We start from the raw sequence: 25,695 nt of genomic DNA, 5'->3' as shown, positions 1-25,695 counted from the left end.
GTTGTTTCAAATCTTTCAGTAAAATAAGTTTCTTGCATAAATAAAATAAAGACCCAATGACCTTTTTATTAGTCATTAGATCTTTATCCATTTATTTTTGTGTTAATTGATTTTGTTGAATCCAAGCATTAGTTCCGATACGATACATCTTTAAGTTAGTTTGTGGATTAACAGCTCTTCTGTCAACGATCCATTGTGATCCACTAGGAACAGTTTGACCAGTAAAGGTACCAGAATCATCATAGACAGCCGCATTAGCGGTTGCTTTAACTGTTGACCCTGCTAAGAATGTTGCCCAAGGCAATGCATCATCGGCTGCTACGAAGCCATCAGTACTTACATGATAATAAAAATTGCCATCAATTATTGCAATGACATCGGAAACCCATGATGAATTAGGAGACAACTCATAGTCCGTCCGTTTGTTTCCATAACGATCGTAAACGGAGGTTACCTTATTCTTAGTAGTAACGCCACCTCTGACGTCAGCTGTCTTATAATTATCACGTTCTTGATAATCAGCACCAGTTTTATCGGCATCAGCTATGTCATATTTTGAAACATTGGCATAATCATTTTCATTAGTTAAATAATAGGCATAAATATCACTAGCATCATATCTGCTATGTGATGCTTGATCATTACCCATTTCTTGTGAGAAATAAACCATTCCAGTTGAAGAAACACTTACACCAATACCTACATAGTTAATATAAGGGTTCAACATATTTTTTCTATGACCGTAGTTAGGTTCAGGATCATACATTTCACTGTAAAATTCATGAGTGATTTTTTGAGCGATTGTTGTAGGATCAGTCGTACCTAACATTGAATAAGGCATTTGGGCAATATTTTCTTCTGCATCTAAGTTATATGGATACATGTTAGCAGAATTCCAGCCCACATGATTGTCAACACCAGTATTGATAAAACTATCAGTTCTAGTTTGTGCATAGGCATTCAAAGTGTTTACTGAAGTCAAAGCTGATAAACCATTTTGGGAACGCAAACGATTCAATTCTGACAACATAGCTGCTTTCACAGCTGCAACATCGATGCTACTAAAAGATGATTGTGTGGTAGCAGTATTGGAAGTGCTACTATCGTTCGATTTGGTAGTTGTAGATGCGGAATTAGCACTTACAACTTGGTTGCTTGAGTCACTATTATCATTTGTGGCAGTGGCTACATTAGTATTGCTAGTACCTGTTGCTGAAGCCGTTGTTGAAACATCGCTGCTTGTGGTATCTGCATATACAATATTCTCCCCTAGACTTGTTGCAAGAAGTGCACTAGCGGCTACTAAAATAGCTGCTCTCTTAGTTTTAGAAAACATGATACTTCCCCCTTTCATCGTGAAAATAATGGTTATATTCATTCTAACTCAATAGGCGTATTAATAAACTATTAATTCTAATAATTATTTTATATTATTTTGGTAAAATAAAAAAGCCTAAGGCTTTTGTAGTTAGGATTTGTCAAAATCTCTAATCCAAGCAATGGCTAAAGCGCCTTTACCTAGATGAGCTCCAATGACAGGTCCAAAGTATGAACGTTCCAGTGTATTATCAGGATATTTCTCATGCAGTTCTTCGGCCCAACGATCGCCCGATTGAGGATCATCAGCGTCCAGAACTAATAATCTGAGTGGATAATCCACTTGTTCCATTGCGGTTGCTAATTTTTCCTCAGCCTTTAGCTTGGCCTTCTTCATAGAGCGAACTTTGTCATAGGCAACAATTTTATGACTATCATTGTCAAATTCTAGCAAAGGTTTAATATTTAAGACGGTACCTATTACTGCTGAAGTATTAGAAAGTCTTCCACCTTTTACAAGATTTTTTAAATCATCTACAACAAATGATTCGCCGATTGATGCTCTTAAAATATCTAATCGTTCGATAATTTCGTCTAAGGGTTTATCCTCTTGAGCCATTTTAGCGGCTTCTTGGGCTAAATACCCCATTAAACGAACAGTAATCTGTGAGTCATAAACAACTACATTAATATTGTCGATTGTTTGAACAGCGGATTTGAGATTATTAACAAATCCAGAGATTGTGCTTGCTAAATGAATCGATATTACGGTATCATAGCCTTCTTTAGCCAGTTTATCGTATACGTTCATCATTTCGCCAATCGAAGGTTGAGCCGTTGAAGGTAATTCTGGTGATTTTTGTAATAAATCATAGAATTCGGATGTAGTAATATCAATGTCTTCACGGTATGTTTTGGTATTAAATACTACTTCTATTGGCACAACTGTTATATTATATTTATCGACGATTTCTTGTGGCAAATAAGATGTACTATCTGTTACAATGGATATTTTCATAAATTTATCAATTCCTTGTTTGGTTACGTATAATGATTGTATAACCATTTGATTATATCATATTCATTCATTTTATATTTGTTACAGAATAAAAGTTTCAGAAATTATCATGTATTTATTAGAAAGGAAGTAAAAAATGTCTTTTGACGGAATGTTTACCCACGCAATGGTAAACGAACTAAATCAGAATTTGCGTGGCGGTCGAATCAGCAAAATTCAACAGCCATTTGCCAACGAATTAATTCTTACAATTAGAAGCAACCGTAAGAATCGACAATTGTTATTATCAGCACATCCCTCATATGCTCGTGTTCAGATAACTGACCAACCTTTTGCTAATCCAGCCAAGCCATCAACCTTTGTGATGTCTTTAAGAAAGTATATTACTAGTGCAATTGTTCAAGATTTTCGACAACTCAATAATGATCGAATTGTCATGATCGATTTATCAGCTAAGAATGAATTAGGCGATATCCACGATTACACATTAATAACTGAAATAATGGCTCGTCACAGCAATATCTTCTTAATAAGTAAGGAAACTGGTAAGATCGTTGATCTAATTAAACGAGTTTCACCAGAAAATAATACTTTTCGTGGTCTCTTACCTGGAGATGATTATAAATTACCTCCTGCTCAAAATAAAATCAATCCATTTTCAACAAAAGATGAAAATCTTAAAAACCTAACTGCTAGTGATATTCGTCAAAAATATGAAGGTATTGGCCTAGATACTTCGGCCGAAATGGAACAATTTATTGGCCAAGGTCATTCACTAGATGATTTTATTTCAATGTACCAAGATAATATTCATCCCAACACGGCTAACTCTAAAAACAAACATAAACTAGGCTTCTTCCCAATAGAATTTGCTAATACGACTGATGAAGTCAATACTTATAGTTCTTTAGGCGAGTTACTTGATAATTATTACCTTGATAAAGCTCGTTTGGATCGTATCGAACAACAAACGAAGAGTATTACGCATCGTTTAGATATTATCTTGAAAAAAGATAAATCTAAAATCAAAAAATTAAACAAGCAGTTGCAACAAACTGACGTTATGAACAAATATAATTTATACGGTGAATTGTTAACGACTTACATGTCTCAAATTAAACATGGTTCTAGTTCAATTACCCTGACTAATTATTATAATAATGAAGAAGTTACCATCAAACTTAATCCAGAGTATTCCCCATCGCTTAATGCGCAAAGTTATTATAAACGTTACCGGAAACTGCAGAATTCAATTCCTCATATCAAAGAACAGCTAGAAATCACGACTAACGAAGTAAATTATTTGGAATCAGTCCTAGCCTCCCTTGAATATGTCGATATCGAAGATGTTGATGGAATTGTCGATGAACTGATTGATTCAGGGTACATTAAGAAAAAGCGGAAGAATGCTCGTAAGAAGCGGAAGAAAAAGATCGGTGAAAACTTCCAAACTACTAATGGCGTCGAAATTACCGTAGGAAAGAACAACTTAGAAAATGATCAATTGACTATGAAAATAGCTCAAAAGAATCATTATTGGTTCCACGTTAAAGACATACCAGGTTCTCATGTTATTCTCAAAACGAGTGATCCTGACGAAGATTCAATCACTCAAGCAGCTACTATTGCAGCTTATTATTCTAAAGCACGTGATTCTAGCAAGGTCCCTGTTGACTATGTTCAAGTAAAACATATTCGCAAACCCAATGGTGCTAAACCTGGTTTTGTTATTTTTGAAGGACAAAAGACTATTTTAGTCGACCCCGATCGTAAGTTAGTCGCAGATTTAAAAGAAGACTAAAAAGTATTTGAATTTTTTAGACAAAATAAAGCCCAAATGACTATTTATATTAAGTTATCTGGGCTTTTTTATTTTTCACTTTTACGTAGTTCATTTAATTTAGCTTGAATTTCATCTTTATCAAGCAATTTATAACGTTTGCTATCAATTGTTAATAGATATTTTTCATCAAAGTTATCAAAGATTTTTTCTAATGATAAATTATCATCAATTTTATTACCTAGTAATAGTTTGACTAAAGTATCAATGACATGAACTGAACTAGCTAATTCATGTCTGATAATATCACTAGTCATCCCCCGGTACTTCTTAGTTACCAGCCAATGATCATGATTTTTAATTATTTCAAAACTATAAATATCAACATGATCGTTTTCTTCCAGTTCCTGATTGATCAATTCAGCAATATCCGCTCGATCTTCTGGGGTCATAAAATTATTAATGGAACTAATTTCATAAAGATGGTCATCCCTTTTAGCTCGATAAATAACAGCTGGAGCTAAGTAATTTTTGCCATCACTAACTACCATTACACGAACTAAAGTGTTTCCTTCTAGCTCTATATCTTTAACCTTCTGGGAACTAAATTGAAAGACTCGTTTATCATCGGTATCTACTAAATTTTTAGAAAGATCAATAATATTCAGGATGCTGTCATTATCAATTAAACCCAAACCTTTTATTTCCATATGTGGGTCATCGATCTCAATTACTTTGCGACGCATGACAAGTGGTGCATTCCATGGCTCACGTCCAATGATGATAGGCTCTAACCCATTTTGGTCAATGGATTTGGATAACTGAAATAGTACGAATTGACGAATCATCACGTCTGTTTTAGAAGTAATAATTGGTGTTCTGACAATAATTTTCTTACAGTCGCTTAGTTTCAGCTCATTACTAATCCCACTTGTGACGAAATAATTGTGATTCATGAATTCATTGTTGGCTACAGAAACTGACTGCTTATTTTTCACGACGGTTTTTGTGACGATATCGGAGCTGTCTAGCAACAACTTGCTGTGTCCAACACCTTTAACGCCCATTTCTACCATTCGTTCAACATTTTTCCCATCAACTTCGCCTTCACGAATAATCAAACTATTATCAATAATATTTTGTAGAGCGGTTAAATACGGAAGATTAATTCCAGTAATTTCTGATAGAACTGGTTTTTCAAATTTCCGACGCAGTGCCTCTAACAAAACATCGAGCATCCAATTAGTAGGGTGAATAATTTTTTCAAATAATTCATCATCATCTAATTTACGCAATTCATTATAACGATCAAAATTATTATTAAACTTATCGTTCAAAGCGCCCTTGTTTAGAACCTCTTCCAAACTAAAGCCATTAACTATAATACTAGAATCCGAAGTTTTACTTGGTCCCAAATATTTTTGTCCCGGTGTCTTCCATTGAGGGAAACGCGAGGTAATATGGTCCACAAATGGCTCAGTAGCTCCATTAAAGGGACTTCCGGCATCAAGCTGCAACTTATCAAGACGATAGCCCAAACAAAGCTCAGCTACAGCTGTGGCGACTGGATAGCTTGTGGCATACTCTAAGAACTTTGTCTCCTCACTTAATCGAGGAATAAACTCAGTTATATAGGACTCATTTGTAACATGATTATAGGCAAAGTGAACTGTACAAATACCAATAATATTAAAGGCTCGGGCTAACTTGATAGAAAAGTTTCTTAAACGCTGAAGCTTCGAATCATTTAGCGAAATAGCTGGTGAAATTAAATTTGAATCTAAATGATGAATACCAATAGGTTCAATATCTTCAATCGTTCCTACTAGTGAAGAATTATCAAAACGATCGCGCAAGATAGTAAATGAATATTCACTGAAACCTCGAATGCTACGTTCAATTTCGATTTTTGTATCTGAAATATCCTCCATAGCCATAAAATTATCTAATTCAAATAAGTTATTAATATTAGTCCAACCACTAGAATGACGATTAGAATATCTTCTACGAGCAACAATTGGAAAGCCAATTGAACGAATAAAACTATAAATTTCTTTTTCATCATCAGATGAAATAAATTTAATAACCGGTAAATTAGCTTTTGTTAAACGTTTTATAAACATTTCACGCTTAAAAGTAGCTAATGAGGCTGCAAAATTAGGTCCTAACACTTTGGTAACACCAATTTTACCATTTAAACTGGAGATAATTCCCAAAGCATTTCGATCGCCAACTGTTGGCAAAATAGCATCGGGATGATGTTTTTGAACGTATTTCAGAACATTGTCACCACTAACTTTTTCTACGATTGTCTTATCATAAAAGGAACCTGATGAGAGTAAAGAAGTAGGATCCTCTACAATAATTGATACCTTGTATCCTAGTTGATGCAAAATACTAACGGTATCATAAAGTACTGTAGAGAGATCAACATTTTTATCGCTACTTGTAGGGCCAATAATTAAAATTGTATGTACATCTTCTAATTCCATTGACTTCTAGCCCCCTCTTGCTGCTTAACTGAATCGATCAAATCAATAAATTCATCAAAGACATAATAGCCATCAGTAGGTCCAGGAGCAGCCTCTGGTTCAAATAATACACACATAATCGGTAGATATTCATGTCGAATACCCTCGATAGAGCCATCTGCTACACAGACGTTGGTCACGATAAAATCAGAAGAACCAATGTACTTCTGATCCAATGTATAAGAATGATTATGATTGACAAAATCAATTTTGCCACTGGCTACTTCCTTTACAGCCAAAGAAGACTCATGATGCGGTTGAGCTAACCGTTCAATTTGACAATCATTAGCTAAAGCAATCAGTAAATTGCCTAAACCAATCCCCAACAAAGGATACTTTTTTTGAAGAATTTGAATAGTCTTGATTGTATTCGGTAAATCTTTGGGATCTCCAGGTCCATTCGAGTAAATAATTCCATCAGGATGGAGATTCTCAATTTCATCGGCAGTTGAATTATAATTAACAATCACTGAATTACAATTACGATATGACAATTGTCTTAAGGTTGAATACTTTAAACCTAAATCAACAATAACAATTTTTAATCCCATATTAGGATTAGGATAAGACTGCTTTGTTGAGACACGTTTGACTAAGTCAGGTGGCAAAACCAACGCTTTGATTTGATCCATGGCATGCTCATCATGAGTATCCATGATACTAGCTTTCATTTCACCGTGTTCGGCAATATGCTTCGATAAAGCCCTGACGTCGACATTTTTAATTCCCGGTATTTTTAATCCGGCAATCCAATCTTCAAATGAGACTGAATTATCGACAGTTGATAAACTAGATGAACCAATAACTACTCCCTTGCACTGAGAATTAATTGATTCATAAAAATCACGATTGATTCCTGAGCTACCAACGGAAGGAATTGTAAAGGCTAGTATTTGTCCCTCAGTATTAGGATCTGTAACTGATTGTTCAATTCCCGTACGATTATTTGATATTACCAACTGTCCAGTGGTAATGATAGAAGATCCGAAACCTTCACCAGGAAAAACAGTTCCGTCCTCTAAAATTAAATAACGTTTCATTATAGCAACTCCTCAAATAATACTTATTCGATTTCGATTTTATCTTCCCCATCGATCTCTTTCATGGATACCTTAATCTTTTCTTTTTGAGAGGTTGGAATATTCTTGCCAACAAAATCAGCTCTAATAGGCAACTCGCGATGTCCGCGGTCAACTAAAACTGCCAAAGAGATCTTTTTAGGACGTCCGGCGCTCATCAAAGCATCCATAGCTGCACGAATAGTACGACCAGTATATAAAACATCATCAGTCAAAATAACGTGCTTATCGTTTATATCAATGTCTAAAGGATTAGTTTTTACCTTAGAAATATCCTTTTCCTCATGAGTTTGATCGTCGCGATATGGAGTAATATCCAATTCAGCAACGGGAATATTGATATTTTCCAATTGTTTTAATCTAGATTCAATTCGATGAGCCACGAAAACGCCACGTGTTTTGATACCAATTAAAACAAGGTCTTCAATTCCTTTATTTCTTTCAATAATTTCATAAGTGATACGGGTCAAGGCACGCGTCATTGTTTGACCGTCAATAATTTCTTTAGCCATAATTTTCCCTACTTTCAAAAAAGCACTCACAAAGTGAGTGCTTAATTTTTTTTATAATTGCACACAATTCTATTTTTAGATTATAGCATCAACATACGGCTGTCAACGTCGTAATTGTGCCAAAGTATCCAAAAATATTTTAGGCGGTTCAATTGAGAACTCCATCCACTTATCAGTCCGTGGATGAACAAAGCCTAAAGTTTCTGCGTGCAGAAATTGACCATTGCCAGATAAAGTATTCTTAGGTCCGTAGAGTGGATCACCCGCAACGGGATGTCCAATATATTGCATATGAACTCTAATCTGATGAGTTCGGCCAGTTTCTAATTTTAATTTTAGAAGTGAATAATTTTCAAACTGTTCCAAGACGGTAAAATGTGTTACCGCATGACGACCATCTTCAACGACAGCTTGCTTTTTGCGATCATTTTTAGAACGTCCAAGCGGTGCGGTAATCGTACCGGTTTTTTCTTTGAAATTTCCATGAACAATTGCTAAATATTCGCGCAAATTGCTCTTTTCCTTCAATTGTTTCATCAAAGATTGCTTAGCTAAATTATTCTTCGCAATCATCAACAACCCTGAAGTGTCCTTATCAATTCGATGAACGATTCCTGGACGAATCACATCATCATCATTAATCTGACAATGGTACAAAATGGCGTTGACAAGCGTCTTGTCTGGATGTCCTGCTGCCGGATGAACTACCATACCTTGCGGCTTATTAACGACCAAAACATCCTCATCTTCATAAACTACTTCAATAGGAATGTTTTCTGGAACAGCCTCAATCGGTTCTTCTTCAGGAACATTGACTAAAATTTTATCACCCTTAGCCAACTTATAGCCACTTTTGCTAACTGAAGAATCATTGACCAAAACATTTTGCTCTTTGATCATCTTTTGTAGTTGCGATCTTGTCAGATCGGAAAGTTGTTCATTTAAAAAGGCATCTAAACGAACCCTTTTAGATTCATTGTATTCTAAGTTAAAAGACTTACTAATTATTTTTCTCACCTGCTAATTGAATAATCATAGTTCCGATAATTAATATCACTCCAATTGTGATATAAGTATCAGCCAGATTAAAGATTGGAAAGTTGATAAAGTCTAAGTTAAACATGTCCACAACGAAATGTCTCGTAAAACGATCAATTGCATTACCCACCGTTCCGGCTAATAAGAAAATCAGCGAGAAACGATAAAAATAGTCTTTTTTGTCAGCTTTCATAAATAAATATATTAACACGACTACAGCAATAATTGTTACTAAATAGAAGAAAAGCATCTTTCCTTCTAACATACTCCAGGCGGCACCCGTATTAGTAATATGAGTTATTGAAAGAATTCCTGGAATAAAGTCGTGAACGCTCATTGGAGCAATATTATTAAGAACGTAATACTTTAGACTTTGATCGCCAATAACTAAAACTGCAAATAGCAGCCAATAAACCAACTGCACTAGAATAGTCCTCCAATAGTTCCGTCATTATCCACGTCCATGCCTAAAGCAGCAGGTTTCTTAGGTAAACCAGGCATTGTCATTACATTACCAGTTAAAACAACCACAAAGCCAGCACCTAATTTTGGTACGATGTCAGTTACATGCAATGTAAAGTCACGTGGTGAACCTAATTGTTTAGGATCGTCACTTAATGAATATTGTGTTTTAGCAATACAAATTGGCAAATCATCCCAAGCATTGTCTTTCAAAACTTGCAATTGCTTACGAGCCTTGCTGCTGTACTCAACATTATTAGCACCATAAATTTCGGAGGCAATAGTAGCAATCTTAGCTTCAGTTGTCTCTTCATCTTCATAAAGACGTGTGTAGTTAGCATCTTTTTCAGTTGCCTTGATAACAGCTTTAGCCAAAGCTTGACCACCTTTGCTACCATTATGATGAATTTCAGCTAATTGGACATCAACGCCTACTTCATCGCAAAGACTTGTTAAAAGTTTTATTTCATTGTCAGTATCCGTTGCAAATTTATTAATGGCAACAACTACAGGAATATGATAGTAACGCATATTATGAATATGACGTTTCAAATTCTTAAAACCTAAATTCAAAGCATTCAAATCTTCATTTTGAATATCGGCTAGAGTTTGACCACCATTATATTTCAATGCACGAACTGTAGCTACAATTACGATAGCATTAGGAGCGTGATTCAATCTAGGAGTCACAATATCTAAGAATTTTTCTCCACCTAAATCAGCACCAAAACCGGCTTCAGTTACAGCATAATCGCCTAGCTTCATTGCTAATTTAGTAGCCAAAATGCTGTTGCATCCGTGAGCAATATTAGCAAAAGGACCACCATGAATAATTGCTGGCGTATTCTCTAAAGTTTGAACAAGGTTAGGTTTCAAAGCATCCTTTAAAAGAACTGTAATAGCACCTTCGACTCGAAGATCACGTACAAAAATAGGTTTCTTATCATAGGTATAGGCAATAAGAATATTTGAAATTCGTTCTTTTAAATCGTCAATATCTTGAGCTAAACATAAAACTGCCATTAGTTCACTGGCAACTGTGATTTCAAAATGATCTTCACGTGGTACAGAATTAAATGGACCGCCTAAACCAATAACAATATTTCTTAAAGCTCGATCATTGATATCTAAAGCTCTCTTCCACATGATACGACGAGGATCGATGTTTAAAGCGTTGCCTTGATGGACGTGGTTGTCAATTAAAGCTGCCAAAGTATTTACAGCACTAGTTAAAGCGTGCATATCACCCGTGAAATGAAGATTAATATCTTCCATTGGCACTACTTGAGCAAATCCACCGCCAGTAGCACCACCTTTCATCCCCATAACAGGACCTAATGATGGCTCACGTAAGGCCAAAACTGTTTTCTTACCTAATGACTGTAAAGAATCAGCTAGTCCAATGGCAACAGTCGACTTACCTTCTCCTGCGGGAGTTGGATTGATCGATGTAACAAGAATTAACTTGCCATCATCCTTTTCTTCCATCGTTTTATTAATACTACGACCAGAAAATTTAGCTTTGTAATGTCCATATGGTTCAATATCATCTGGTGTTAAACCAATCTTATTAGCAATTTCGTTAATATTTTTCATATTGTCATGCTCATTTATTTGAGCAATTTCGATATCACTTGGAAATGACATTGCTTTCACCTGCTTCTTTTTTTATTATATTTAAAATTCCCTTTGTAGAAGTGACTTTAAATGGGAAGAAATCACGATTATTAAAATCGAATTCCATCGTCCACTTATTATTTGCCTTTATATTCACTTCGGAATGCTTAAAAGTCCGTGTTTTATAGTATGGTTCCTTGATGATAACCTGGTCATCTGTAATCCTAACCCAAGAATTGGTTATAATATAAAAGACGTAGACTGCATCAATGATCCAAATCAAAAACGGAATAAAACTGAACGCCATGATTTCCAGCTGTAAAATAATGCCTAAACAAATAAGGCTAAAAGCAATTGACCACATAATGATTCCCCATGCGCCAGTTGGTTGAACGAAATGTTTCTTTGACATAATATCTCCTGAAAGGTTCTAAATAATATGATTAAATTGTACACCGATGCCGGGTTAAATACTAATTTAAATCTTGGTGTCGTGGCTTATGTAATAAGGATTAATGACAATATTTATAAAGAAGCTCTTGTCCATAATAATCCTGATAACCACTATCTAGAATTTCTTGCATTAAAATTAGCTTTAAAGAAAATTATAGAGGAAAACTGGAATAATGAAATAATTTTAATCCACTCTGATAGCCAAATTGTCATCGACAGTATCGACAAACAATACTCTAAGCACTACCAGCCGATATTAGATGATATTTTAACAGAACTAACATCTTTTCCTAGTTACTTTGCTAAACATATTGCTGACAAGGATAATCGTGAAGCACATTCCTTAGTACATCAAAAAATGCTAAATATTCGTCGACATGTCGACATGATGATAAATAGTTTCTGAATTGTTTAAAATATGCTACGATAAACACGTTTTCAATCTAACAAGGGGGCTTTCCTTATGTATTACGTTGTAATGAAAGATCGCGATATTCGTGACAATTTGGCTACTGAACAATATTTAATGAATAATGTAAAATTTGATGAACCATTGGTACTTTTTTATATTGAAAAACCATGTATCATCGTTGGTCGCAATCAAAACACAATTGAAGAGATCAACAGTGACTATATCAAGGATCACAACATAACAGTCACACGTCGAGTTTCTGGTGGTGGTGCCGTTTACCAAGATCTTGGTAATTTATGTTTTAGTTTTGTTGTCGATTCAGATGATAAGAACTTCGGCGATTTCAAATCCTTTACGCAACCTATCATTAATGCCCTGCATCAGATGGGTGCTACAACAGCTGAAGTCTCTGGACGTAATGATTTACTAGTTGATGGGAAGAAGTTCTCCGGAAATGCTATGTATTCACGCAATGGCAAAACATTCTCTCATGGAACCTTGTCATTAGATGTTGACCTAGATGTTTTAACCAAAGCTTTACACGTTCAAAAAGATAAAATTGCTTCTAAGGGTATCAAATCTATCAGAAGTCGCGTGACGAATCTACGTCCATACTTGGCCCCTGAATATCAAGATTTAACAACTGAACAATTCCGAGACAAATTATTATTGGAATTATTCCATGCCCAAACTTTAGATGAAATTAAAGATCGTGAATATATCGTTAGTGCCGCAGATCAAAAAGAAATCGATAAAATCAAAGAACAATATTATTATAATTGGGATTGGGTCTATGGCAAGTCCCCTGCTTTCACAGCAAAACAAAGAAAACACTTTGATATGGGAACAGTCGATATTCGTTACAACATTGAAAATGGCAAAGTCGAAAACGTTGAAATATACGGTGATTTCTTTGGTATGAAAGATGTTAATGATATTAAACAGAAATTATTAAATGTTAAATTTGATCGTGACGAAATATTAAAAGTCTTAAATCAATTTAATTTAGATGATTACTTTAAAGGTATTCCAAAAGAAGATTTAGGTAAACTTTTCACTCCATAAAATTAATTTCCGCAAAAAATAGGCCGAGGAAAATAAATCCTCGACCCATTTTTTATTTTTGGTATCATTATCTTTAATGAGGAGATAAAAGATGATTAATGAAATAATATTAAACCACGATATCCGTTTAATCGACGTTCACTCAACAAGAGATTTAAACGATACAGATAGAAAAGATTTAATTGAAAAATACGAATTAACTAACGAAATTCTCGATTATGCTGACGATGAAAATGAGCGGGCTCGTTTTGAGTACGATGATATTAATAATACTCATCTCATTGTCTATAACATCCAAAATGAAAACGATCAGGTAAATGACCTTTCTCAACGAGGCTTGCCTATTTCGTTTGCTATTAAAGATAAACAATTATTTCTCTTTACAAATGACGCCACTAATTATGTAAAAGATTATATTCTATCTGCTAAAAACCATTTAAGCAACGAGGCTAAAAATGAAGCTTGGGAGTATATTTTTTACGCCTTCGATCGAATCTCTAGTGATTATAGCAATAAAGTCAGTGAAATAGACTCTAAACGTAACAAAATTCAAAAGTTGATTAGAAAACATCATTCTTCCGAAAGCTTAATCTTGGACTTGGCCGATTTAGAAGATTTAACAACTTATTTGAATACTGCCATTAACGGCGACTTTACCGTTGTTAAACAATTAGAACTAGTTGCTTCAGGCAATCAAAGTTTGCATATTACCAAAATAACACGCGAACACTTGCATGATTCTTTGATTGAAATTGAACAAATTAAAAATCAAGCTGATTTGAGTTCTGATATCATCGACAGAATTTCCAATACTTACAATAATATTCTTAATAACAGAACAAATACGACCATGAAAGTACTGACAATATACACTATTGTTCTCAGTATTCCCACGATCGTATCTGGATTTTACGGGATGAATATGAAACTCCCCGTGGCTGACCAACAATGGTCTTGGGTTTTTTCATTAATCATCACAGCTGTTATTATTTTAGGTATTCTATGGGACTTGCACCGCCGGCATAGCCTTTAGTGTTTAGCCCAATATTGATAAAGATCGGTTCTTAAAGAACCATTGTAAAGTTTACGTTTTTTAGTTGCTAGTTGACCATAGTACTTTTCAAACTCTGTATCACTAGTTAAAATATATTTATTCCATGTGGGAGCGGTCGCAAAGACTTCCCCCATTTCTTTATATAGTTTACGGACATTTTCCATATCGCTCATTCGTTGACCGTATGGTGGATTAGTTATGATAGTTCCATATTGACCTTCAATTTTGAGATCCTTAACGGCAACTTGCTTAAAACGAATATCATGCAAAACACCAGCATCATGAGCATTTAGCTTTGCAACATCGATCATAGAACCATCAATATCGCTGGCAAAAATATCTAGATCGATATCCTTAACGCCGGCCTCTGCCTCTTCTTTTAAATTAGCTAAGATCTTATCATCGAACCAATCAAAATTTTCAAATAAGAAGTGACGTTTGATACCAGGAGCAATATTTTTTGCCAAGCGAGCTGCTTCAATAGCAATAGTTCCTGAACCTGTCGTAGGATCCATAAAAGGATCTTCCTCTGGATGCCAAACAGTCAACAAAATCATTGCTGCAGCAAAATTTTCCTTCAAAGGAGCAGCACCGTGTTCAACACGGTATCCACGTTTATAAAGCGATTCTCCGGTTGTATCAAGCGTAACTTCTACAACATCCTTATGGATTCTAGTTTCAATTTGAAATTTTGCTCCAGTCTCAGGTAAACGTCCACGACGCATAAAGACATCAGCCATTTTATTAACAATGGCTTTTTTGGTGATTGCTTGAATATCACGTTCTGAATGAAGCTGTGATTTAACTGTTCGAGCTTTAATTGGAAAAGCTGCGTTCAATGGAAGCCAATTATCCCAATCGATAGCATAAACTTTATCGAATAGTTCCTCAAAAGTGGTTGCTTTAAATGTACCAATCAATATTTTTATACGATCAGCACTGCGTAACCACAGATTGGCTTTAGCAATATCTTCATATTCACCATCAAAATAGACTTTACCGTTCTCGGTCTTTGTATCGTATCCCAAATTTTGTAGTTCTTTTGCGGTTACAGATTCAAAGCCGCTTGACATAGTCGCAATTAATTTCATATTGCCCCTCTTAGTTATAATTTTTTGTATAAAAAAAGGACGAACAAGTCGTCCCTCTGCCTCGATAAACTCCTATAGGCCACGTTCTGTTCATGTGTTGAGCTGGCAATCTCAACACAGTTAGTAATCATCTATCTACAATTAAGCCTTCACAGTAGATTCATTTCTCGTTATGAAGCGCCCCTACCAAAGTTTGGGTTGCCCGCTTGCGGGGTTTACCTCGTTCCACCATTGCAATTTCTCACAATAATACGTCTCTGTGGCACTTTCAAGCTATTCACACATAGTCATAGGACCTTAGCATTTTCGCTGCCGTTACCATAAAATGGTACCTTGGCTTATTGGGCCAAGCACAAACACTGCAAGCGTCTCAGCTCGCGCGGGCGTGGACCTTCCTCAGCCTAGATAACTAGACCGCGATTACTCGTAATTTACCGACTTGAATAGTATACACTAAAATTGATTATAATTGTTACTATTATTTAAATTTCCATTAAAATTATTTTGATTTTGGTTAGCACCATTATTCATAGGACGATTTTGTTGGAAATTGTTATTAGTATTGTTAAAACCATTATTATTCATTGGTCTTTGTTGATTCATACCTGGATTGATTTCTGTATGGCCGCTTTCAACACCGCCATGATTATTACTCATATTATTAGGAACAACTGCTGAAGCAAATTGCTTAGAATCGTTATTTTCAGGTAAACCATTTGCAAAGTCATGACCAAAGACACGTTTTTCAAGATTAGAAATACGTCTTAAAATATCGTAATTTGTTGAAGTCTCAGCTGTAGCGCTTGTTGAAGTCTTTGCTTGAGGTCTCATTCGATTACTTTGTTGTCTTGGTTGTTGAAAATTTTGACTAGTATTGCCAGCACCAGCGTTACGAGCTTGCATTAAACGCTCATTTTCGGACTTTAATTGTCCGATTTCATTATTAAATGTTTCGTAATCCTTAATTATACCATCTAAGAATTGATCAACTTCTGTAGGATCATACCCACGCATCTTAGTTTTAAATTCCTTTTGTAGGATATCATTAGGTTGGTAATTTAAAGAAAGATCGTTATTACCGTTCCCATTACTTTGTTGTTGATTCATTCCGTTCATGTTAAACACCCCAGTGTTAATTATTGTCGATTTATCTTATAACTTTAACTATCATATAACATATTAGCAAAATCCTGCATAGAATCAAAATCAATTAACTCTAACTGATAGTCATTGCCACTATCTTGATACTTTTTGATAGCTTCATAATCATATTTAGGCTTGCCGCCGCTTTCAGGATCGTAAAAAACTAATGCCCCATCGGTATGTGCAAGCATGAAATCCTGCCAGACTCGCAGTTGCCTAGGACTATGATAACTCAAATTAGAAATTTTGTTGACATAGTCAGCGTTTCTTAAAAAAACATTTAATAATGCTTGATTATTTTCATTCCACTTATTACCAAACTCAGCAAACGGCAACATCACTGCATGTTTAATATTATAGTCTTTTTTCTGAACTTCTTGTACTGCTTTACCAATAATTTGTTCGGTACCCATTTGAGCTCCTGTAATGATCCATTCAGTACCATCTTCAGCATAATTAGTAATACTTTGAGTAAAAAAATCTTGAATTACTTTAGCTTTTGGGTCATTATCTTTAAAAATACCTAGCTCATATGAGCGGTACCCTGTGACCCATAAATTTTTAATCATAAAGAACCCCCTCAATAATTAATATCTTTCCCATCATGGTATAATTTGCACAGTAGGAGTTGATATTTTGAAAATAAACTACCCTGATGGCCGAATTTTCAATAGTCCATCAAAGCCTTCACTCTCTACTTCAAGCGCTAAAAAGAAACTTATTTTTGGTGATCGTGGTATGACTTTGGAGGAAGAAATAAATGAAAGCAATAAGTATTATCGTAGTCACGAAATTGCTGTTATTTACAAAAAACCAACGCCAATCCAAATTGTAAAGGTCGATTATCCTAAAAGAAGTCGAGCTGTGATTAAAGAAGCCTATTTTAGGCAAGCTTCAACTACAGATTACAATGGCGTTTATAATGGTTATTATGTTGATTTCGAAGCTAAGGAAACAAAGAATAAAAACACCTTTCCCTTAAAGAACTTTCATCAACATCAGATTGACCATCTGAGAATGTGTCAAAAGCAAGGTGGCATCTGTTTTGTTATTATAAAATACGTAACTTTAAAACGCTATTTTATAATGCCTGCTGACGATCTATTTAAGCATTGGGATGCACAAGAAAAGGGAGCAAAGTCGATTCAGCTAAATGACATTATCACTTGTTCGATTGAAATTAAGGCTAATTACGACCCTACCTTACCTTATATTAATGCAGTTCAACAATTAATAGAAAGCGGGAAGGAGAAAAAATGAATAATAAAGATACCAATATACTTACCTTTAAGAATATCTTTAAATGGTTTATGGCAATTCTTGCCGTCCTAATAGGAATATTTTTATTCATCTTCGTATATTACGCTTTTAGTGCCCCGGCTATTAGCCAGGAGAACTTACAAAGCGGAGGTTCATCAACGATTGTTGACTCATCTGGAAAGCAAATTGCTTCACTTGGGGATAACAAACGAAATTACGTTACGATTGATAAAGTACCACAGGAAATGGAAGATGCTGTGGTTTCAATTGAGGATAAAAATTTCTATAATGAACCCTTAGGAATCGATCCTGTAAGAATTGCTAAATCAGCGGTTAATAATGTTACTCGCGGAACTCTCCAAGGTGGCAGTACCTTAACCCAACAATTAGTTAAGTTAACAGTTTTCTCTACGGAGACCAAAGATCAAACTTTTAAACGAAAAATGCAAGAAGCTTGGCTAGCAATGAGGGTTAGCCAAAAGTTTTCTAAACAACAGATTCTTGAATTTTATATCAATAAAGTTTATTTAAATAATGGGATTTATGGTATGGAAACTGGTGCCAAATATTATTATGGCAAGACCTTAAAACAATTAACATTACCCGAAATGGCAATGCTAGCCGGTCTGCCTAATGCACCTAGCAATTATGATCCTTATACCCACCCTACCGAATCTAAACAACGTCGTGATTTAGTTATTCAAGCGATGTATGACAATAATAAGATCACTAAAGCTCAGGCTACTGAAGCAATGAATACGCCAATCAGTACTGGCTTGCAGCCTTATAAGAAAGTAACTAATAGCAGTAATACAAAACGTATTATTGCTGATCCTTACATTAAGGAAGCTATTACTGAAGTTAAAAAACGGGGCTTTGATCCTTACCGTGACAACCTAAAGATTACAGTCAATATGGATTATGATGCTCAAAAACGTCTATATAACATCGTCAATACCTCTAATTATGTACAGTTCCCAGATTCTAAAATGCAAGTTGGAGCTACGATCGTTAATCCTAATAATGGTAAAGTTGTTGCAATGATTGGCGGTAGAAACCTAGGCTACGTTCAGTTTGGCTTAAACCGAGCTGTCCAAACCTCACGTAGCAATGGTTCCACGATGAAACCAATTCTTGATTACGGACCTGCTATTGAATACCTAAATTGGTCAACCTATCATCAATTAGATGATTCGGCTTACACATATCCTGGTACTAACATTGCCTTGAAAGATTGGGACGAACAATATGAGGGACAAATGAGTTTGCGTAAAGCTCTTGTAAACTCACGTAATATTCCAGCCGTCAAAGCGCTTCAGGCAACTGGTTTTGATAAAGCTCGAGGCTTTGCTAAAAAACTAGGTATCGATGTTAAAGAAGATGAAGGTTTACAAGCTGGTATTGGTAGCGGAGTTTCCTCATTGCAGGGTGCTTCAGCATACGCTGCCTTTTCAAACGGTGGAACTTATTACAAGCCTTACTATGTTTCTAAAATCGAAACGGCTGATGGTATCACCCATAACTATGATAAATCTGGCAAGCGTGTGATGAAAGAATCAACTGCATACATGATCACTGATGTACTTAAAGGTGTTCCGCAAAGCTACGCTACTTACGCTAATATTTCAGGCTTGCATCAGGCTGGTAAGACCGGTACTACTAATTATGCCAGCGAGGCTATTGCAAGTAATCCCGCTTTAAGTGGTACGGCTAAAGATTCATGGTATAACGGTTATACAAAAAACTATTCAATTAGTGTTTGGACTGGTTATGATACAAATCAGAGTGGTGTCTCTTCTACCTATCAAAGTGTAGCCGGAAAGATCTACAAGGCTGAAATGAGTTATCTCGCTAGTCAAAACAATAGTAATCCTAACTGGAAGAAACCTAGTTCAGTTGTAGCTATGATGATTAGTAACTCTAGTTCCACAACTCCAGTAGTAGCTTCACCAAGTGCTAGTTCGTCATCATACACCAGAGAATTATTTGTTAAGGGGTATGCCCCATCAAATCCTTACAAGAGCTCTGATTACAGTTCAAGCAGTGCTTCTGGTTCAAGCAGTAATCAAGTAACTACGAACCGACATTCTTCTAGCAGCTCTTCAGAATCAGATGACGAAAACAATAGTACAAGCTCATCTGGCAATACTGAAACAGGTACAGGAAGCAATTCAAGTCAAAACACTAATAGCAATTCCAATAGTTCAAGTAATACTGCCAATAATAACAATAGTGGATCTACAGGCAATACTGGTAATTCGTCGTCGAATACCAATAACGGTGGCAGCACTAATACTGGAAATACTGGTAATTCTAATGGCGGTACTTCCGATAACAGTGGCAGTGGTTCTGACAGTGGAACAAGCTCTGGTACTGGCAATTCTGAAGGTTCAACCGGCGGTGGTGCTACAACCAATGGTTCTTCTTCCACCGAAAGTGCTAATTAATAACTTTAGATAAATCAATCTACAATTAGTTCCAAGTAAAGATTAAACTCTTTGCTTGGAACTTTTTTTATATACCGAGAATAAAAATGGTTCTTTCTCAAGTTTGATTATAGGGTGAGTATACTAACTGATGTGATTGAAGTATGCCATCGTCCGCAAAAAATCTATGGGCCACTGGAACGTGGTGGACGCGACTTAGAGCTAATAATCCCCCACTCCGTGCGTAATTATGGATCTCTAAGCTCGGTCTTGTACTAACCTTGCTACGCAAGCTAAGTACAATATCACCACTGAGGGCCCACAGATTTTTTACTACCGATCAAGACCTTGGTTATAATATTATTGAGCAAAATATTAAATAGTAAATAAAAAAACGGCCACAATTAGGTATTCCAAACATACAATTATGCTTGGATTCCTTAATAATGGCCGTTTTTATTTGTTATTTAAAATTTATAATAATTAATGAATAAAGTAGGAGTCAGTCCGGAGCAAAAATTGGGAATGCGTTCAGCTATGAGATCATTGTTAGCGGCTTTGCCGGTTACAATGAGGCCGAGTTTGGAAATCAATTATTTTGCACGAAGTGTAAAATAATTAGTTTCAAACCGGCCCATAGCGTTCCAACAGCATTCCCAATTTTTGCGGAGGACGGGAATTTAAAAATACTCATGCTATACCCAAACTCGAGTAAGAACCATAAAAATAACTCACTGTTGCCCCTTTATTTATCATCATTAGCCGCATTTAATCGGTCGCATTCAATAATTAAAGCATTTGTTTCTTTAGCCGGATCTAACTTCATAGAATACTTACGACCATATTCGATCATAGTATGATGAGCTTGATGTAGTTCTTTTGGATCAAGTACACTGACAATTTTTTTCTCAACTTGAAGCGGGTTGGCCTTAGAATCGACAAAATGAAGTCGTTTAGAAATTGCCGAGACATGAGTATCAACTGCAAAGGTATTTTTTCCAAAGACATCACTCAATACAACATTGGCTGTCTTTCGTCCAGCACCTGGCAAGGCCATAATTCCCTTACGAGTTTCAGGTACAACGTCATTTAATTCTTCATGAACTACACGAGCTGTTTTAATGATATTTTTAGCCTTATTGTGAAATAACCCTACACTTTTAATAATCTGTTCCACATCTTGAATATCCGCATTCATTAAATCTTTAGGCTCTGGATACTTAGCAAATAAAACAGGTGTAACTTTATTAACTGACACATCCGTGGCCTGAGCGCTCAAAATAACCGATATCAGATATTGAAATGGCGTTCTTGAATCTAGTGATGGCCCTACGGGACCCATGTCATCTTCCATTTGATGAATGGCCCAAACTATTTGTTCATCCTTTAACATTAATATCCCAACTTCTTTCGACGTTCTTGGAGTTGCTCCGCTGACTTAATATTACTCTTTTCCCAACTAATTAAAATTCGATCCATGTATTTTAACGAATAAACCTGATTCAATACAGCCTCTCGTAATGATAAATCTATTAACTCAATACTGTAATGGTCATCTTCGATCCATTGATGAATCTGTTCTTGCTCAATTGGCGACAATGGACGTCCGAATTCTACTTCAATTTTTTTAAATAGCTCTTCTGTATCAGACATCAATTTATTCTTAGTATTAGCCTGTTTTTCTTGAGTCAATAGATTTTTAATACGATGAAAAATTGGTGTTAGCGAATAAATATCACGCTGTTGATGGTGATCCATTACCGTTTTTAACTCAATAATCCCCAATTTGATTAAGCCTTGAATAATTGTATAAATACTTGCTTCGTCCATACCTGTATCATTAGCCAAATCTTTTGCCATTGGAAATGTATTGCCCTTTTGAGCATACATTGACAAAGCCAAATAGACAATCAAATCTTTTTCAGTCATTCCTAACTTATGATAGTTCTTTAAAATTAGGTTGTTTATGCTAGTACTACCACTATCGACAAAGGTATTAAATAATTCATTGTTCATATTACTTGCTCCAATAAATAAAAAAAGCCCGAGAAACTAATTGTCTCGACTTTTTTTAAAATTTTTAAATATTATTGATGATTTGAATGCTCTTGCCAGTTCGAAAATCAATTAAATTATAACCGATACTGCCATTTTTCTTTTGAAAAGCAACTTCCCAAGTAGGTTTGTTCTTGTAGAGACCTAAATTGATATGCAAGATTTTTTTTGCATTGTACTTTTGAGCAACATTATCGATAACTGTTTGACGAACTGGGGCGTTGTTTTTATTAATTACCTCAGTTTTACCACTTTTAGCATTAATAATAATATAACGATACTTTTGCCCTTTAGTTAAGCCACCCACTGAATAATATTGCTTTTGACGTGTGTAATTGCCGAAATAATCTGGCTGAACGATTCCAGCCTTATCCTTAGCAATATCATTAGCTTGCGACTTGGCACTTGAATATGGTGCAAAAGAGAGATTCAAATAAGTTAACGCCGAAACTATTGCTAACGCGATTAGAGAAATGGTCAATAAAATTTTTGTACTTCTATTCATAATATGTCCTTTTTTTAACTAACAAAAATAGTATAGCAATAATTTGCTCAATTCAAAAACTCATTTATATCTTTTTTAATTAAATCCATGTCTTCATTGATCACCGGTAACCCCTTAGGCAACGATTCCAAAATAGTTTTACCGTAGCTCTTAGTAAGTATACGATTATCCAATAATAAAATCACTCCGCGATCATTAGGAGTTCTGATCAGTCGACCTAAACCTTGACGCAATTGCAAAATAGCATTGGGCAAAGAATCAACTTTAAAGACATTCATATCTTGTTGCTTCAAAATATCTTGTTTAATTTTGACATCAGGCTGTTCTGGAGATTCGAACGGAATTCTTGTTACAATCAGAATTTCCAAGACCTTCTTGGGAAAATCAACACCCTCCCAAAAAGAATTGGCCCCTAGGAGAACTGATCGCCGACCAATTGCAAAGCGTTTCTTGATCTTTTCATTTGAACCAGTTACTCCTTGAGCAAGAATCTCCCATTTTTCCTTAACATCTGTATTCATTAAACGCTCGTAAACTTTACTTAACGTATTCAAGGAATTGAATAGAATCATTGTCTGATGATCCAAATGATCTAAAATATCGACGATATATTTAGTTACCATATCAAAATACTCTTCACTATTCAGCGTTTGAATATCAGGCAGGTTCGATGGCAAATAAATTTTACTGTTTTTCGAGATACTATTGGCATCAGGCAAAATCACCATCTGGTTGATCTGCTTTTCACTCAACTGCGTATCCAAAATAAAATGTGAAAAATCCTTTTGAATAGTAATCGCAGCTCCAATTGCAAATATCTGACTAAAACGTTCAGTCGTGGCTTCAATTAGATTTTGGATATCATATTGACGCCAACTTATCTTCAATGTTTTTGGATCGTAATAATCACGCATCTCAAGCTGTATACCAAATTTTTTATCAGAAGTTTGCAATGCCTGCAATAATTCATCTAAGTTTTTTAAAACCGTTTCTAACTTAGAATTTTCAATCGTCAAATTAGAAATAACTTTCGATAATTCTACAGAAATGAAATTCTTTTGAAAATTATATTGATCAAATAATGTTTCAACTCGATTAGATATCAATGACAACTCCACAATTAAATCAGATAGTAGTTCTGTTAACGCTTCATTATCTTTACCAAATTTATTGCTGCTGTCTAAAATAGAAACAAAATTTTCTCGATCTTTGAATCGAACCTTATTACGGACATAATTACCAAATATATTATATTCCAAACGTTCCATTAACTCGTCCACGGCCTGGAAGTGAGTTTCCATAGTCTGGAGATCTTGATAATTCCACAGTTGCGTGGTCACTTCAGTAAACGCATAACGCAAGGTTACACGATTTTGATAAAGGATGTCACTGATTTTTTTGACATATTCATTCAACTGTAAAAAGTCAATTGTTGGCGAACTAGCATCCCTTAAACTACCTGCAAAATGATTGGCCTCATCAATGATCAAGTATGAATTTCCACCCCAGAAGGGACTATCTAAATGTCTTGATAAGAATGATTGATTGGTTACCAAAATTTTTGATTCTAAGTAACGGTTTTGTTGATATAACCAAAAATCATCACTGCTAAAAATAGTATTTTCCTTAGATTCACCACGATGTCTGATAATACTAAAGAGCGGACTATTGTAGTTCGTTAAATGCAATTCACTTAAATCTCCAGTTGTCGTCATAGTTAGCCAAACCAAAATCTTCATTTTTAGAATAGCAGTATGACTGTGCAGACGATAATTATCCAAAGCTTCATAGAAACGATCTAAATCAATAAAGTTATAGCTGCTTTTAACAATTTCAGCATGATAATTATTATTAGTTACCTGATTCAAAAGTGGAATTGACTGTTCAACAATTTGTTGTTGCAGAACTTTCGTCGTTGTCGCAATCACTAACTTCTGATCGCTATTAACTAAATAGGACAATGGCAATAGGTAACCCAAAGTTTTACCTGCTCCAGTTGGTGCTTCAATTAGATTCCATTTCTTGATTTTATCGCGATGCTGACTAGTTTTATAGATATTATCCATTAAATTAGATTGATTAACGCGATAGTCCAAGATGCCGTCTAACAGTTCTTTTTTAGCTTCGCGCGTTAAAGGATATTTAGTCGAATGGTCAATTTGCTCACTGACGTGATAATCTTTCTTGCGTAAAATCAAACCATTTCGCTCATATAAATAAGCTGGTAAAACTTCCGTACGAGCCTTAGTTTCACGTTCATCGAGAATTGTTTTAAAAACCAAATCAGTTTCTCTAAGAGTATTCTTACCAAACTTTGCTAAAGAACGTAAAGTTTCCAATGGCAACTGCTGTACTCGTTTGAGAATAATCAAGAATAGCTCGGCAGTAACATGTGCGTCACTGTTAGCACTATGCGGATTCTTGTGTTCAATGCTTAAATAACGGGTTAGATCTTGTAATTTATAACTACTAATGGTTGGAAAAAGTATCTGCGATAATTCAACAGTATCGATAGCTTTGACATTGAGTTGATTCATTCCGATACGTTTAAGTTCACGATTTAAAAAGGTCAAATCAAAATTCACATTATGTGCAATAAAAACTCGATTTTTTAAAAGTTTAAAGATATCAGGTGCAACTTCTTCAAATGTAGGCGAATCTTTAACATCTTCATCACTTAGACCAGTTAATGCAGTGATTCTTGCAGGAATCGGCACTTTAGGATTGATCTTTTGATCATAGATATGTGTAATTTCACCATTTTCGATAAGGGCACAGCCGAATTGAATTATACGCCCGTTGTCATGCCAATTAGAATTGGTCGTCTCCAAATCAACAACAGCGTAAGTGTTTTTCAAATCATTCACCTCTCACCTT

Annotated in this window: 21 protein-coding genes, 1 other RNA gene and 1 pseudogene; 6 read left to right on the top strand and 17 right to left on the bottom strand. The window is 35.2% G+C overall.

Annotated features, from left to right (window positions below):
- Nucleotides 1-91: 91 nt before the first annotated feature.
- Complete coding sequence (locus tag FD26_RS02695; protein ID WP_057866899.1) at nt 92-1,336, bottom strand: CAP domain-containing protein; 1,245 nt, start codon at nt 1,334-1,336, stop codon at nt 92-94.
- A 132-nt stretch (nt 1,337-1,468) separates the two neighbouring features.
- The gene (locus FD26_RS02690) at nt 1,469-2,335 is read right to left on the bottom strand and encodes a DegV family protein (RefSeq protein ID WP_057866920.1); all 867 of its coding nucleotides are present in this window, start codon (nt 2,333-2,335) and stop codon (nt 1,469-1,471) included.
- 136 nt (nt 2,336-2,471) lie between these two features.
- Here FD26_RS02690 and FD26_RS02685 point away from each other — a divergent pair, with 136 nt between their 5' ends.
- Nucleotides 2,472-4,136, top strand: a complete 1,665-nt coding sequence (locus FD26_RS02685) for an Rqc2 family fibronectin-binding protein (protein WP_057866898.1) — start codon at nt 2,472-2,474, stop codon at nt 4,134-4,136.
- A gap of 68 nt (nt 4,137-4,204) precedes the next feature.
- On the opposite strand, the gene FD26_RS02680 is transcribed toward FD26_RS02685, so the two are convergent.
- The 7 genes from FD26_RS02680 to FD26_RS02650 all read right to left on the bottom strand — a co-directional run bounded on the left by FD26_RS02680 (nt 4,205) and on the right by FD26_RS02650 (nt 11,766).
- Nucleotides 4,205-6,607 carry an ATP-binding protein gene (locus tag FD26_RS02680; protein ID WP_057866897.1) on the bottom strand — a complete coding sequence of 801 codons (2,403 nt, stop codon included), beginning with the start codon at nt 6,605-6,607 and terminating at the stop codon, nt 4,205-4,207.
- Nucleotides 6,598-7,686, bottom strand: coding sequence for a carbamoyl phosphate synthase small subunit (locus FD26_RS02675; RefSeq protein ID WP_057866896.1), 1,089 nt, complete (start codon nt 7,684-7,686; stop codon nt 6,598-6,600). Before FD26_RS02675 ends, FD26_RS02680 begins: the two co-directional genes overlap by 10 nt.
- 23 nt (nt 7,687-7,709) lie before the next feature.
- Nucleotides 7,710-8,237, bottom strand: coding sequence for a bifunctional pyr operon transcriptional regulator/uracil phosphoribosyltransferase PyrR (pyrR, locus tag FD26_RS02670; protein WP_057866895.1), 528 nt, complete (start codon nt 8,235-8,237; stop codon nt 7,710-7,712).
- 102 nt (nt 8,238-8,339) lie between these two features.
- Nucleotides 8,340-9,242 (bottom strand): RluA family pseudouridine synthase, encoded by a 903-nt coding sequence (locus FD26_RS02665; protein ID WP_057866919.1) that lies wholly within the window; start codon nt 9,240-9,242, stop codon nt 8,340-8,342.
- Nucleotides 9,238-9,699, bottom strand: coding sequence for a signal peptidase II (lspA, locus tag FD26_RS02660; protein ID WP_057866894.1), 462 nt, complete (start codon nt 9,697-9,699; stop codon nt 9,238-9,240). The genes FD26_RS02665 and lspA overlap by 5 nt, the downstream gene beginning before the upstream one ends.
- Entirely contained in the window at nt 9,699-11,384 is a 1,686-nt protein-coding gene (locus FD26_RS02655; RefSeq protein WP_057866893.1) for a formate--tetrahydrofolate ligase, read from the bottom strand. Before FD26_RS02655 ends, lspA begins: the two co-directional genes overlap by 1 nt.
- Nucleotides 11,368-11,766 (bottom strand): EbsA family protein, encoded by a 399-nt coding sequence (locus tag FD26_RS02650; protein ID WP_057866892.1) that lies wholly within the window; start codon nt 11,764-11,766, stop codon nt 11,368-11,370. Before FD26_RS02650 ends, FD26_RS02655 begins: the two co-directional genes overlap by 17 nt.
- A 27-nt stretch (nt 11,767-11,793) precedes the next feature.
- Here FD26_RS02650 and FD26_RS02645 point away from each other — a divergent pair, with 27 nt between their 5' ends.
- The 3 genes from FD26_RS02645 (at nt 11,794) to FD26_RS02635 (ending at nt 14,317) form a co-directional block, all read left to right on the top strand.
- Nucleotides 11,794-12,213, top strand: a complete 420-nt coding sequence (locus tag FD26_RS02645) for a reverse transcriptase-like protein (RefSeq protein WP_057866891.1) — start codon at nt 11,794-11,796, stop codon at nt 12,211-12,213.
- A 57-nt stretch (nt 12,214-12,270) separates the two neighbouring features.
- Nucleotides 12,271-13,284 carry a lipoate--protein ligase gene (locus FD26_RS02640; RefSeq protein WP_057866890.1) on the top strand — a complete coding sequence of 338 codons (1,014 nt, stop codon included), beginning with the start codon at nt 12,271-12,273 and terminating at the stop codon, nt 13,282-13,284.
- Between the two features lie 91 nt (nt 13,285-13,375).
- Complete coding sequence (locus FD26_RS02635; RefSeq protein WP_057866889.1) at nt 13,376-14,317, top strand: magnesium transporter CorA family protein; 942 nt, start codon at nt 13,376-13,378, stop codon at nt 14,315-14,317.
- Here the strand turns inward: FD26_RS02635 and FD26_RS02630 are convergent.
- The 4 genes and pseudogenes from FD26_RS02630 to FD26_RS02620 form a co-directional block, all read right to left on the bottom strand.
- Nucleotides 14,314-15,429 carry a THUMP domain-containing class I SAM-dependent RNA methyltransferase gene (locus tag FD26_RS02630; protein WP_057866888.1) on the bottom strand — a complete coding sequence of 372 codons (1,116 nt, stop codon included), beginning with the start codon at nt 15,427-15,429 and terminating at the stop codon, nt 14,314-14,316. The genes FD26_RS02635 and FD26_RS02630 overlap by 4 nt on opposite strands.
- Nucleotides 15,430-15,499: 70 nt before the next feature.
- An RNA gene (rnpB, locus tag FD26_RS10855) (RNase P RNA component class B) lies at nt 15,500-15,861 on the bottom strand.
- Nucleotides 15,862-16,125: 264 nt separating this feature from the next.
- Nucleotides 16,126-16,536, bottom strand: a pseudogene (gene gpsB / locus FD26_RS11450) (cell division regulator GpsB); the annotation flags it as partial.
- A 53-nt stretch (nt 16,537-16,589) separates the two neighbouring features.
- Entirely contained in the window at nt 16,590-17,141 is a 552-nt protein-coding gene (locus tag FD26_RS02620; protein WP_057866887.1) for an SLOG family protein, read from the bottom strand.
- A 67-nt stretch (nt 17,142-17,208) separates the two neighbouring features.
- On the opposite strand from FD26_RS02620, the gene recU reads away from it, so the two are divergent.
- Both recU and FD26_RS02610 read left to right on the top strand, forming a co-directional pair.
- The gene (recU, locus tag FD26_RS02615) at nt 17,209-17,832 is read left to right on the top strand and encodes a Holliday junction resolvase RecU (protein ID WP_057866886.1); all 624 of its coding nucleotides are present in this window, start codon (nt 17,209-17,211) and stop codon (nt 17,830-17,832) included.
- Nucleotides 17,829-20,279, top strand: coding sequence for a transglycosylase domain-containing protein (locus FD26_RS02610; protein WP_057866885.1), 2,451 nt, complete (start codon nt 17,829-17,831; stop codon nt 20,277-20,279). The genes recU and FD26_RS02610 overlap by 4 nt, the downstream gene beginning before the upstream one ends.
- A gap of 724 nt (nt 20,280-21,003) precedes the next feature.
- Here FD26_RS02610 and FD26_RS02605 read toward each other — a convergent pair.
- The 4 genes from FD26_RS02605 to FD26_RS02590 all read right to left on the bottom strand — a co-directional run bounded on the left by FD26_RS02605 (nt 21,004) and on the right by FD26_RS02590 (nt 25,685).
- Nucleotides 21,004-21,651, bottom strand: coding sequence for an endonuclease III domain-containing protein (locus FD26_RS02605; protein ID WP_057866884.1), 648 nt, complete (start codon nt 21,649-21,651; stop codon nt 21,004-21,006).
- Nucleotides 21,651-22,274 carry a DnaD domain protein gene (locus tag FD26_RS02600; RefSeq protein ID WP_057866883.1) on the bottom strand — a complete coding sequence of 208 codons (624 nt, stop codon included), beginning with the start codon at nt 22,272-22,274 and terminating at the stop codon, nt 21,651-21,653. Before FD26_RS02600 ends, FD26_RS02605 begins: the two co-directional genes overlap by 1 nt.
- Nucleotides 22,275-22,338: 64 nt before the next feature.
- Nucleotides 22,339-22,818 carry a hypothetical protein gene (locus tag FD26_RS02595; protein WP_057866882.1) on the bottom strand — a complete coding sequence of 160 codons (480 nt, stop codon included), beginning with the start codon at nt 22,816-22,818 and terminating at the stop codon, nt 22,339-22,341.
- 47 nt (nt 22,819-22,865) lie between these two features.
- Complete coding sequence (locus FD26_RS02590) at nt 22,866-25,685, bottom strand: helicase C-terminal domain-containing protein (RefSeq protein WP_235526711.1); 2,820 nt, start codon at nt 25,683-25,685, stop codon at nt 22,866-22,868.
- Nucleotides 25,686-25,695: the final 10 nt, after the last annotated feature.

This window comes from Companilactobacillus crustorum JCM 15951, from assembly GCF_001434585.1.
In the GTDB taxonomy this organism is placed as follows: Bacteria; Bacillota; Bacilli; order Lactobacillales; family Lactobacillaceae; genus Companilactobacillus; species Companilactobacillus crustorum.
The sequence above is the reverse complement of the archived record's forward strand: the minus strand, read 5'-3'. Positions and strand labels throughout refer to the sequence as shown.